Genomic DNA, 12101 nt, shown 5'->3' with positions numbered 1-12101 from the left:
CAACGTTACCTCCTTTTGTGGCTAAAGCTAGCCGTTCGCTTACCTGTTTTAAATTAAGCTCTGCTTTCTTTTTTCATCAATATCTTGGAAGGTACCAAACACGCGTACGCAATTGCCATTTATAAACTCAACCTCACCTTTGGCTCTTACCCATTTTTCATTTCCTTTTGTAGTAATGATTATTAATTCGGTATCCCAAGGAGTACCATCTGTCATGGCATTTGTTACCAAATTGGTAATTTCCTCTCTATACTTACCCTTCTTATAAAAGTTTATACCGGTTTCTAAATTAGGTTGATAATCTTTGGGAACTTCGTGTATCTCTTTGGTAATGGCTGTCCAATATATCGTATTATCTGCCATGTCAATCTCCCAGCCACCAATCCTGCCTACCTTTTCTGCTTTAGCGTAAAGTTCTTCGCGCCTTTTAACTTCAGTTACATCTTCTAGGAGAACAATAAGGCCCCCAATTTCATTATTGGCATCTGTCCAAGCATTTATTTTCCATTTTAACCATTGTATTTCGCCGTTTGGATAAATGAATTTTTCGCCTTCACTAAGGTTTCTAACACCTTCTTTAAGACATTTTTCCAATATAGCTTTTAGCTTTTTTGGGGTGCGGGGTATGACGTCAAAATAGTTCTTTCCAGTAAGTGACTCGCAGTTAGGACAAAATTCATCTGCCCATACTTTTGAATTTCCCGCAAAGCGAAATTGAGTATCTAGGATAGCAACTGCGCTAGGGGAATCTTTAATTAATGAGGTTATTGAAAGAGTTTGCAATTTCTAGTTGTTTATGTAAAAGTAGGGTTTAACAGTGAGTTGTGAGATTTCGTAAATAATTTGACGCTTTTATCAAACATAACTCAATGATATATACGAGAATAATATACGAAAAATCTGTCAGAAAAAACTATTTGAAAATTTCTAACGAATAATTGAACGTAAATAAATCTATTTTATGCAACCAATATAACTAATAGAGCAGTTCGGGAAAAGAGGTTATTTACCTGAATTCTATTGTTAAGACTGAGATTTAGAGGTTTAGTTATGATTAGGAGATGAATCTATTTTAGAAAATAGAAGAGACACAACACATACTGGTGCTCTTTTGTTTAAATTTATAAAATGAAGTAATTCGGGCTTTGAAGACACCCAAAAATCATGATAACATATAAGTATGAACGATAAGTTTTTTAATGAAATACGCTTGGGCAACTCAAAAGAGGTGGCCCAAATTTTAAACGACAATCCGGAATTAGTTAATGTTGTAGATAAAAGAGGGTCTACACCACTTATTTTGGCAACTTACTATGGTCATATGGAAACAGCAGAATTATTGGTGAACAATGGCGCGAAAATAGATGCTGTAGATGAATCTGGGAATACGGCTTTAATGGGAGTTTGTTTTAAAGGTTTTACCGCGATTGCAAAAATGCTGATTGAAAAAGGAGCCAACGTAAATGAACGTAATTCTATGGGCGGAACATGCCTTATTTATGCAGCTACTTTTAATAGGCCAGAAATTGCAAAGCTATTACTGAGAATGGCGCAGATACGACGGTCAAAGATGCTAGAGGAAATACAGCATTGGCTCATGCGGAGAACCAGGAACGCCAGAATTAATTAGCTTATTGAGTACGGACAATTAATTTTAAATTGAGATGAAGGAGTTAGAGCAAATCAAGCGAATAAAAGCATTAGCAGAGATGGGGCTTGTGTATGCCGAAGACGAATATAATCGTGAACGTTATGAGGAACTTAAACAGATTGCTTTAGAGTTGATGGCTTCCGTGGCTAATCAGCCTTTATCTATTTTAGAAAATTTCTATATGCCTGTTACAGATTACCCTACACCCAAAGTTGATGTTCGGGGGTTTGTTCTTAACGAAAAAAATCAGGTTTTAATGGCCAAGGAAAGTATTGATGGTAAATGGACGATACTGCGGATGGGCAGAAGTTGGTTACACTCCCTCAACTTGTGTCACAAAAGAAATAGAGGAAGAAACTGGGCTGAACACAACTGTAGTTAGGCTGTTAGCGGTGTATGATAAACAATCTCACCCGCATCCTCCACAACCTTTTTATATCTATAAATTATGCTTTCTTTGTCAGCTTACTGGAGGCGAGCTTAATCATGGTTTTGATATGCAAGGCGCTGCTTTTTTTGATGTTGATGATTTGCCAGAACTTTCAACGGACCGCATTTTAGAATCACAAATAAAGCAATTGTATACCATGGCAGTTGAAAATAAAACGAATGTATATTTTGATTGATTTTTTCTATGGATGAACTATTGAATGTAGCCTTAGTGCAAACCTCACTAGCGTGGGAAGACCCAAAAGCCAACAGAGAAGAATTGGATACAAAATTGGAAGCACTTACTTTTGATATAGATTTAATAGTGCTTCCTGAAATGTTTACGACAGGTTTTACCATGTCTCCCCAAAATATTGAAAAAGAAGAAGGGCAAAGGACCTTAGCTTGGATGCAGCAAAAAGCGAAAGAAAAAGATGCTGCCATGGCGGGAAGCATTGTTTTCTTTGAAAATGACGCTTATACAAACCGACTTCTTTTTGTTGAACCAGATGGCAAAACCTCAATCTATGATAAACGCCATACGTTTACTCTCGCAGGAGAGGATAAAGTCTACCAAGCAGGTAAAGAACGCCTTATTGTAAATTATAAGGGCTTCAAAATTTGCCCTATGATCTGTTACGATTTACGTTTTCCGGTATGGGCAAGAAATACGGAAGATTATGATGTTTTGATTTATGTAGCCAATTGGCCGGAACCAAGAATTACCGCATGGGACACACTGCTAAAAGCACGGGCAATTGAAAATATGACCTATTGTATTGGAGTAAATAGAATAGGCTCTGATGAGATTGGACATAAATATCCCGGGCATTCGGTAGTTTTTGATGGTTTGGGAAAAGAATTGGAATTTTCCGCAAAGGAAGAAATTGTGACTACGTCTTTATCAAAAAAGCATATTAATGAAGTTCGTAATAAACTAAAGTTCTTGAACGACAGAGATCGCTTTACTTTGGAATAACAAAGGTTTGTTCCATTTCCCAGTTGGCACGTACCTCAATAACATCTGGGTAGTAGCTTATTCTTTCCGGTTGTTGTTTTTTGAGGAAGTTTCCTGTATCCCACTTTTGATTGCCATTGGTGTCAAAAATTACCCGAATAAAGTATTTTGAAGGTTCAATATTATTGAATTCAAACACTTTAGATTCTGTGGCTATAATCTCACGTTTTAACTCTCCCTGTTCATCCGTTAATTGAACGATTAAAGGGTATTCGCCTCCTGTAATATTAAATCTCAAATTACCATAATCTGCATAACTTCCGGTAGATAAATAGTAAGATATGGTATCGTTTGGTTGCTCAAAAAAATCTGTGATAGCACCATAAGGCAACATATCTAATTGATAACTTTGGTTGGGCTCAATTTCAAAATCGACATCAATCTTATTTTCAATAGTATCTAGTTTAGCGGTAAAGTCTACTGCTAGAGAATCTTGGTTCGTTATGAAAAATAGGGTAGAATCTATAGTACTTATTGGAGTACTAGCCGATATAAAAAATGGGTCGTTAAAATTAAGGGAGCCACTTTGGTTAGGACTCAGTCTAAGCGAATCAACATCTACTTTTCTACTTTTCACCGTAAACGTGTCAATCTTTTCCAGTCTTTCATTAGTAGCTGTAAAGACAATGGAGTCCATCTCATAAGGTGTAAACCAAAAATTAAGCGTGTCTTTACCTTTTTCTTTTAATATTTTAGTCTTAACAGTATCCGGTATAACCGTTATTGGTTTTATGACAACATCTGCTGCGTCCCCATAATACCCAAACATAATTCGGTTTTTAGCAACTAAACTTGGTACGGACATGCTATAGTTGGGCACTTCTTTGAAAAGAGTAAGTACGTAAGTAGAGTCTGTTGGTAATGTGATTGTGTCGTTAAGGAAAGCAATTTTATCCACGTTCTGATCGAACATATTATTCTTTGCCTCGTCTTTTAAAGCAAACAGTTTGTATTGCCCTTCTTTAAGATTCTTAAGTTTAAAAATCACCGCGCTATCCAGCGTATTGGTAATATAATTAGGCGGTCTTTTAAAAATAGTAGAATCAGTATAAGCGGTATCAATTTTATATAGCATCACACTAATAAAATCATCGGCCTTTTTCTTGAACGCGTCTTTGACGGCTCCGGTAAGACCTAGTGAATCAATATAATCTCCAGTGGAAAAAACATAGGTTAGAAAACTACTAGGATTACCCTCGTTATTATCTTGAACACTCTGGCCAAAATTAAGCGTGTACGTTGTGTTTTCGTATAATGTATCCTTGAATTTAATCTCAACGTACTTGCTAGCAGCACCTTGGGGCTTAATATCTGGCTGATATTTTAAAGGGGGAGAAACGATGAGTTGCTCTTGGATATCTTTAAGTTTAATGAACTCATCAAAATAAAGTCGGATACGACTGGCCTTAAAATTAGTAGTCATACTATCCGGTTCAGTCTTTAGAAGAGTAGGAGGGGTAAGGTCTTTGGGCCCTCCAGTAGGGCTTCCTCTACGGGCACATTGCCACAATACGGCAATAATCATAAATAAAAATAAAAAGGTTACAAACCGGCGGACCATATGACTAAACTATAGCACAAAGAAACAACTAATTTTCTTTAATTCCACACTTATGGCACTACGGCCATACTAGTAATGTATAGCGTGGTATTTGTTGCTTGGGCCAGTGTTCTAGCACAAATTTCCATAGTAGCACCAGTGGTAATTACATCATCTACAAGAAGAATGTGTTTGTCTTTTAAATAGTCTGGGTCTGATAGTGTATATAGATCCTTGGTGTTTTGCCATCTACCAATTCTTCCTTTTTTAGTCTGTGTTTTTGTGTTGGCCGTTTTAATCAGAAGGTTATCTGCATATTCAGCTTCTAGATGGAATGCCAGTCTTTGGGCAAAAGAAGCTACTTGGTTGTACCCGCGTTGTCTAAGTTTTTTCTTGTGCAAAGGAACGGGAATAATAAGGTCTATGGTATTTAGGAGTTCATTATTCTCTTTTAGGATTTGCCCATACCAATCTCCTAAAAATGTAGCTACTTCTTCTTGGTTTTTGTACTTTAAATGATGAATAAGCTCGCGAACAATACCCTTTTCAGAGAAAAAAAGCATCGAACTTGCTTTTTTTATGTTAATTCTACCATAAAATATACGGTCAACTGGGTTTTCATCGTTAAAAGTGTAATCGGTAAGCGGCAAATCGTTTCGGCAAATGGTACAGAGGAGTTTCTCTCCTCCGTTTAAATGAGCATTACATCCAAAACACACCCTTGGTGCTAAGACCGAATTAATATCATTTAGTATATTTGTTAACATTTCAAACACCAAACCTTTTGCCTTTGTGCAAGCTACTTAAAAGCCCCACACGCCCCAATGGACGTTCAAGATACTAAATTTAACTACAAAATAATACTTACTGCACTAGTTGCGGTTCTCATAGGTATCTTAATAGCATTTTACTATAGCTATGCCCAATCTAGAAGTCAAATCATGTATCTAGAACAGGAGAAAGAACTACTTGTTAAGGACCTTACTATAATGAGAACTGATGTTGATAGACTTTCAGCACTCAACGAAGTAAATGAAATTGAACTGGAAAGTTCAAAATATAGGGTGCAACAATTGTTAGATTCTGTGGGTCGATTAAATTTCACTGTAGAAAAATTAAGAGAATATAAAACTGAGTTACGTAGGTTAGAGGCAAAGAATGATAGTTTGAAGCTTAAGAACAACTTCTTACGATACAATAACATGTTACTTTCCGATAAGTACGAGGAAACAAAAAAACAGATAGAAGTTTTAAGGGGCAAAAGTACTTCCCTTGCCGAGGCAGAAGCGCTTCAGAGAAAAAAAATAAGTGAGCTAAATAAAGAGCTCAAAGCAAAGAAATATTTGGCTTTACAAAATACAGAAGGCAGTGGTTTTAGATTGCGTTCCGGTAAGCCTATTAAAACAAATAAAGCATCGCTTATAGAAAAGCTTCGCGGTTGTGTTACCGTAGCAGCAGATGGCCATGAATTAAATGCCGAAAAGGTAGTTTATTTTCAATTCTTAGGTCCAAATATGCGAGTTATTGAAGATAATGCCAATACTATTGCGGTAAATGGTAATATTTATAGTAAACGAGTAGAGTTTACTTTTAGTGGAGAAGAGACTAACGTCTGCGACTTCATTACCCTGCCCCAAGGCTCTTTGGAGGAAGGTATCTATAGGCTTAACGTTTTTGAAAATCAAAAACTTCTATCCTCAAGTGAATTTGAACTAAAATAAATTTTCTGTCATTGCCCTAATATTCTATTTTTGCCGCATGGCAAAACAAGAAGACGATTTTAAGAGGGTAATTTCCCATGCAAAGGAATATGGTTATGTATTCCAATCTAGTGAAATTTATGACGGATTAAGTGCCGTTTACGATTACGCGCAGAACGGTTCTGAACTCAAAAAAAATATAAGGGAGTATTGGTGGATGGCTATGGTACAGCTAAATGAAAATATTGTGGGTATTGATTCCGCAATTTTCATGCACCCTACTACTTGGAAAGCTTCCGGTCATGTAGATGCCTTTAGTGATCCATTAATAGATAATAAAGATTCTAAAAAAAGATACCGTGCAGATGTGCTCGTTGAAGATCACGTAGCAAAAATTGAAGGTAAGATAGAAAAAGAAGTAGCCAAGGCAGCTAAACGTTTTGGTGATAAGTTTGATAAGGAGCAATTTCTAGCAACTAACCCAAGAGTTGTAGATTATCAAGAACAAGCAACGACCATTTTAAAAAGGTTGGGTCAATCTTTGGAAAAAGAAGATTTAGCAGATGTCAAAAGACTCATTGAGGAGTTAGATATTGCTTGTCCTATGTCAGGTTCTAAGAATTGGACGGATGTTAAACAGTTTAACCTTATGTTCGGGACTAAACTGGGAGCTACTACAGAGACCGCAATGGATTTGTATTTACGCCCTGAGACTGCTCAAGGTATTTTTGTAAACTTCTTGAATGTTCAGAAAACAGGTAGAATGAAAATTCCCTTTGGTATAGCCCAAACAGGAAAAGCATTTCGTAATGAAATCGTTGCACGACAATTTATCTTTCGTATGCGCGAGTTTGAACAGATGGAAATGCAATACTTCATTAAACCGGGTACGCAGCAAGAATGGTATGATAAATGGAAAGAGAAGCGCATGAAATGGCATCTTTCTTTAGGAATGGGACAAGACAGCTATCGTTTCCATGATCATGAGAAATTAGCTCATTATGCCGATGCGGCCTCAGATATAGAATTCCGTTTTCCTTTTGGATTTAAAGAGCTTGAAGGTATACACTCACGAACCGATTTTGATCTATCCAGTCACGAGAAATTTTCTGGCAAAAAACTACAATATTTTGATCCGGAAACTCGGGAAAGTTATGTGCCATATGTGCTCGAGACTTCTATTGGTCTAGATCGTATGTTCTTGGCTGTTTTTTCTAATTCTTTAAAAGAAGAAGAACTAGAGAATGGAACAACTAGAACGGTCTTAAAATTACCTGCTGTTTTGGCTCCTACCAAAGCTGCAATATTTCCGTTGGTTAAAAAAGATGGCTTACCTGAGATTGCACATGAGATTATAGAAAATCTTAAATGGGATTTTAATGTGATATATGATGAGAAAGATGCTGTTGGACGTCGTTATAGAAGACAAGATGCTAATGGTACTCCTTTCTGTATAACTGTTGATCATCAAACAAAAGAAGATAATACGGTAACTATTCGTCATCGTGATTCTATGGAGCAAGAACGTGTTAAAATATCGGAATTAAAATCGATTATCCATGCTGCTGTAGATATGAAGGGTTGGCTAATGAAGATGGAAGAGTCTTAGATCTGTATACCTAATTTAAGGCCTCCGTACCAATTAAGTCCATTTCCGGGGTAATAATAGCGTGGCTCACTGCCACCAAATCCTGTAGCGTTATAGAACCGATTGGGCATATTTCGTATCAAAAATATTATTGATACCGAAATTAAGCCCAATCGTGAAACGCGAGGATAATTCCTTTCTATATCCAATTTTTGTGTTAAGAACATTGAATGCATCACTGTATAACGTGTTAGCATCTGTCAGAGATATTTTGTCTACATATTGGTGAGTGGTATTCCAATAGAATCCGTTGTTCATTTGCATCTGAAGACCAGAATTTAATCGGTTTTTTGGCACACCTGTTAACGGGTTTCCAGAAAAATCATTTTCTCCATCAATAAATTCTACAAAGCTGAAATCGCTCAACGTATAATTTATGAATGGTCTTAGTTGAAGTTGAGGTGTGAGTGCAATAGTGTAGCTTAATTCTAAATCTATTCCTTGGTGTTTGGTGCTTCCTGCATTTTTTCCAATGTACTGGTCTTCACCAATTCTTTGGTCCACCAAAAGGTTTTTAATATCCATGCGATAGACGGCTAGGTCTACGTGAAGATTTTTCTTGAATAAATTAAACTGACCTCCAAGTTCATAATTAATGCCTGTTTCTTGAGCTATGTCCGGGTTGATGACACCTTCTGGAGTGAGTGATCTTTCAAGACTTGGATTGGAGAAGCCGCGGCTAATATTGGCGTATATAAAATGGTACTCGTTCAGTTTGTAATTTAAATCAAGGCTCGGTAGTACTATCGCGTTAAAATCGCGTTTAGCATTTTTGTTATCAGAACCTGAATTGAATTTGTCTCTAAAATCATAATGGGTCTTGTTGATATTTAGGCCTATTTGGGCAGTGAACTTATCTGTAATGGGAAGCGTTAAGGAACCAAAACCATTAAATTTTCTGCGAAATTCTTTATTATCACTAATGCGCCCTCCCTTTAAGCTGCCATTACTGTTATTCTCTTCGTATAGATTTTCAAACGTACCCCAATTATATTCATCTTTATAAAGTTCGGCACCAAAAGTGTATTCTGCTTTTCGCTGTAGAAAATTAAAATTCCCCAGAAATCGGCTTCTAAAACCATAGCCATTGGTAATTTCATCCAAGATATTGAAGGGTCTAGGCTCATAATGGTCAAGGTAGGTGTAGAAAACGCTGGTAGTGTTTTTTAATTTTGAGCTAAATTCATGCTGGTATGAGAATCCGGCTAATGTGTAATTGTTATCCTCATGACCTTGAGATGCTTTCCATGTAAATGCAGCTTGTTTTGGATTTTCATCAAATGCAGAACGACTTATGGAGCTAGGTATTTGAGCAGAATAATCAATATGGTTTAGTAAAAATGAAACCTTATTTTTTGAGTTAATTTTATACGATGTATTTACTAAAATCCCATCGCGTTCAAACCTGTTGTTCTCACGGTAACCATCAGTTTCCATATGTCCATAACGAACCATTAAAGAAAGCTTGGTGTCTGAATGAGAAAAGCTAAGATTATTTTTCAAAAGCCCGTATGAACCTGTTGTAAAATTATTTTCAAGGCTAGTAGCTTCCTTTGTGTTTTCTCCTGAATGAAGAATAATGGCTCCCCCAAGACCTGTGCCGTAAGCAGTGCCTTTTGGCCCTTTAATAACCTCTATACCGTCTAAATTTTCTAAATCGTAAGTCTCAATGGTAGAGGAACCTGTTCCATTTGTCAAAGGAATGTCATTATAATAAAGCTGAAGTTTGTCTGTCCCATACTGGGAACGAGCGCCAATACCCCTAATTGTAATTTTGTTAGTGTTCAAAGCTCCGGAGAGAACGAACACCCCGGGAATTTGATTGATAGCCGAAACCATATCTATGGGACTATAATTTTGAAAGCTTTTTGTACCAATTACAGAAGACGGAACAAATCCAGTTGCATTTTTAGTTAGAACGGTATCGGTTAGGATTACTTCCTCTAACACGGTTATGCTATCTTTTTGTGACGGGCTTTGAGCCTTTGTAATTTGTGTAAGAAAAATGGAAAATAGGGCTAGAAAAAAGGACTTCATTTAGGGCTTTTGTTAGAAGAACTCAAAAATAACAAACTTCAGGGGCTTCTTGGTTCACATTGCTTATTTTCGTAAAAAAGTAAAAATCGTGAAGATAGTATCATATAACGTAAATGGCATACGTGCTGCATTGAACAAGGGGTTTATAGAGTGGTTACAAGCAGTTGATCCAGATGTAGTTTGTCTTCAAGAAATAAAGGCTATGGAGGAGCAATTAGACCTTTCGCTTTTTGAAGAAGCAGGCTATAAATATAATTACTGGTTTAGTGCACAAAAGAAGGGATACAGCGGCACCGCTATTCTTTCTAAAACCCAACCGGATACTATTCAGAAAGGAACCGGTATAGATTATATGGATTTTGAAGGCCGTAATATTAGGGCAGATTTTGGTGATATATCAATCATGAGCATGTACTTGCCTTCAGGTACGAATTTGGCCCGTTTGGATCTCAAGTTACAGTATATGGCAGATTTTCAAGAGTATGCGGATGACCTGAGGAAAACACATCCCAACTTAATTGTTTTAGGTGATTATAATATTTGTCACGAAGCAATAGATATTCACGACCCTGTCCGTAACAAAAAAGTGTCTGGTTTTCTACCAGTTGAACGTGAATGGATAGGCGATTTCATGAGTAGTGGATTCATTGATAGCTTCCGTCATTTTAACGAAGAGCCTGATAACTATACTTGGTGGAGTTACCGGGCCAATGCTAGAAATAATAATAAAGGATGGCGTTTGGATTATGCCATGGTGGCGGAGCCTTTAAGAGATCGATTAAAACGATCAGTAATACTTGCTGAAGCCAAACACAGTGATCATTGTCCCATTTTAGTGGAAATTGATATGGTCTAATCTGGTTGATTTGATAGGTTTTTGTATGTAGATATGCATTTTGGCGATTTTCAGACAACAATCGATAAGGGGTTTTTTGTAACCCTTCAAATTGCTTAGATTTGGGCTTTTTGAAATAATACCCCAAAGAATACATGAAGAATACAATCCTACCCTACACTGACATAGAAGTCAGTAAAATTTGCCTTGGTACAATGACCTGGGCAAACAGAATACGGAAGCGGAAGGCCATGAACAGATGGACTTTGCTTTAGAAAATGGAGTTAATTTTTTTGATACTGCAGAATTGTATCCTGTTCCTGCGCATCCAGACCGTCATTCGGCAACCGAGAAAATAATTGGAACGTGGTTCAAGAAAAATGGTAATCGTAATAAAGTAATTCTCGGAACCAAAATTGCTGGTAAGGCCGATTTTACAAAGTTTATCCGGACTACAGGTTTCTCGCCAGATGCTATTCGTAGTGCTGTTGAGGGAAGTTTAGAACGCCTTCAGACTGATTATATTGATCTTTATCAATTGCATTGGCCAGAGAGAAATACCAATTACTTTGGAAAAAGAGGCTATAAGCATGATATATCAGACCATTGGAAAGATAATATTCATCAGGTTTTAGAGACCATGCGCGATTTAATTCGTGAAGGGAAGATTAGACACGTAGGCATATCCAATGAGACACCTTGGGGAGCTATGCGTTTTTTAACGGAAAGTAAAGTTCATGCTGGTTTGCCTCGAGCAATTACCATACAGAATCCGTATAGTCTTTTGAATCGCCAGTTTGAGGTTGGTCTTTCTGAAATTTCATTGCGTGAGAAGATTGGCCTTTTGGCATATTCCCCAATGGGTTTTGGAACATTATCTGGAAAATATTTAGGAGGTATGAAGCCTGCAACAGGAAGAATTACTTTGTTTCCTAACTACAATAGATATAGTAACGACCCTGCAATACAGGCAACTGAAAAGTATCATGAGCTAGCACAGCAGCACGGACTTTCTATGGCGCAAATGGCTTTAGCTTTTGTAAACACAAGACCGTTCGTTACCAGTACCATTATTGGGGCTACATCAATGAAACAATTGCAGGAGAATGTTGAAAGTATAGATTTGAAATTGGGCGAAGAGGTGCTTGAAGGCATCGAAGCGATACATAATTCCATTCCTAACCCAGCACCATAAATAGGTAATATGTTCTTTCTAAAGGTAGGTTTTGGACAGTTGATAGTA

11 protein-coding genes and 1 pseudogene are annotated in these 12101 nt (G+C 37.0%); 8 read left to right on the top strand and 4 right to left on the bottom strand.

Features of this window, described 5'->3' with window-relative positions:
- Positions 1–48: 48 nt before the first annotated feature.
- Positions 49–783, bottom strand: coding sequence for a PAS domain-containing protein (locus Q5W13_RS06990; protein WP_304445828.1), 735 nt, complete (start codon positions 781–783; stop codon positions 49–51).
- Between the two features lie 397 nt (positions 784–1180).
- Here Q5W13_RS06990 and Q5W13_RS06985 point away from each other — a divergent pair, with 397 nt between their 5' ends.
- The 4 genes from Q5W13_RS06985 to Q5W13_RS06970 are packed head-to-tail and all read left to right on the top strand — an operon-like array spanning position 1181 to position 3059.
- The gene (locus tag Q5W13_RS06985) at positions 1181–1630 is read left to right on the top strand and encodes an ankyrin repeat domain-containing protein (RefSeq protein WP_368662461.1); all 450 of its coding nucleotides are present in this window, start codon (positions 1181–1183) and stop codon (positions 1628–1630) included.
- A gap of 34 nt (positions 1631–1664) precedes the next feature.
- Positions 1665–2033 carry an NUDIX hydrolase gene (locus Q5W13_RS06980; RefSeq protein ID WP_304445827.1) on the top strand — a complete coding sequence of 123 codons (369 nt, stop codon included), beginning with the start codon at positions 1665–1667 and terminating at the stop codon, positions 2031–2033.
- Positions 1927–2277 carry an NUDIX domain-containing protein gene (locus Q5W13_RS06975; protein ID WP_304445826.1) on the top strand — a complete coding sequence of 117 codons (351 nt, stop codon included), beginning with the start codon at positions 1927–1929 and terminating at the stop codon, positions 2275–2277. The genes Q5W13_RS06980 and Q5W13_RS06975 overlap by 107 nt, the downstream gene beginning before the upstream one ends.
- A gap of 8 nt (positions 2278–2285) precedes the next feature.
- A complete protein-coding gene (locus Q5W13_RS06970) occupies positions 2286–3059 on the top strand; it encodes an amidohydrolase (RefSeq protein WP_304445825.1) in 774 nt (257 codons plus the stop codon).
- On the opposite strand, the gene Q5W13_RS06965 is transcribed toward Q5W13_RS06970, so the two are convergent.
- Together Q5W13_RS06965 and Q5W13_RS06960 are read right to left on the bottom strand one after the other, a co-directional pair.
- Positions 3046–4623 (bottom strand): Ig-like domain-containing domain, encoded by a 1578-nt coding sequence (locus Q5W13_RS06965; protein ID WP_304445824.1) that lies wholly within the window; start codon positions 4621–4623, stop codon positions 3046–3048. The two genes, Q5W13_RS06970 and Q5W13_RS06965, sit on opposite strands and share 14 nt — an antisense overlap.
- 86 nt (positions 4624–4709) lie before the next feature.
- Positions 4710–5405 carry a ComF family protein gene (locus Q5W13_RS06960; protein ID WP_155597865.1) on the bottom strand — a complete coding sequence of 232 codons (696 nt, stop codon included), beginning with the start codon at positions 5403–5405 and terminating at the stop codon, positions 4710–4712.
- Between the two features lie 57 nt (positions 5406–5462).
- Between Q5W13_RS06960 and Q5W13_RS06955 the strand changes: the two genes are divergently transcribed.
- Both Q5W13_RS06955 and Q5W13_RS06950 read left to right on the top strand, forming a co-directional pair.
- Entirely contained in the window at positions 5463–6359 is an 897-nt protein-coding gene (locus tag Q5W13_RS06955; RefSeq protein WP_304445823.1) for a DUF8428 domain-containing protein, read from the top strand.
- Between the two features lie 37 nt (positions 6360–6396).
- Positions 6397–7947 carry a glycine--tRNA ligase gene (locus tag Q5W13_RS06950; RefSeq protein WP_304445822.1) on the top strand — a complete coding sequence of 517 codons (1551 nt, stop codon included), beginning with the start codon at positions 6397–6399 and terminating at the stop codon, positions 7945–7947.
- 90 nt (positions 7948–8037) lie between these two features.
- Here the strand turns inward: Q5W13_RS06950 and Q5W13_RS06945 are convergent, their stop codons facing one another.
- Entirely contained in the window at positions 8038–10023 is a 1986-nt protein-coding gene (locus Q5W13_RS06945; protein WP_304445821.1) for a TonB-dependent receptor family protein, read from the bottom strand.
- An 88-nt stretch (positions 10024–10111) separates the two neighbouring features.
- On the opposite strand from Q5W13_RS06945, the gene Q5W13_RS06940 reads away from it, so the two are divergent.
- Entirely contained in the window at positions 10112–10879 is a 768-nt protein-coding gene (locus Q5W13_RS06940; RefSeq protein WP_162524574.1) for an exodeoxyribonuclease III, read from the top strand.
- Positions 10880–11013: 134 nt separating this feature from the next.
- A pseudogene (locus tag Q5W13_RS06935) lies at positions 11014–12053 on the top strand (aldo/keto reductase).
- Positions 12054–12101 lie beyond the last annotated feature (48 nt).

Origin of the sequence: Zobellia laminariae (assembly GCF_030553095.1) — a bacterium.
Classification (GTDB): Bacteria; Bacteroidota; Bacteroidia; order Flavobacteriales; family Flavobacteriaceae; genus Zobellia; species Zobellia laminariae.
The sequence above is the reverse complement of the archived record's forward strand: the minus strand, read 5'-3'. Positions and strand labels throughout refer to the sequence as shown.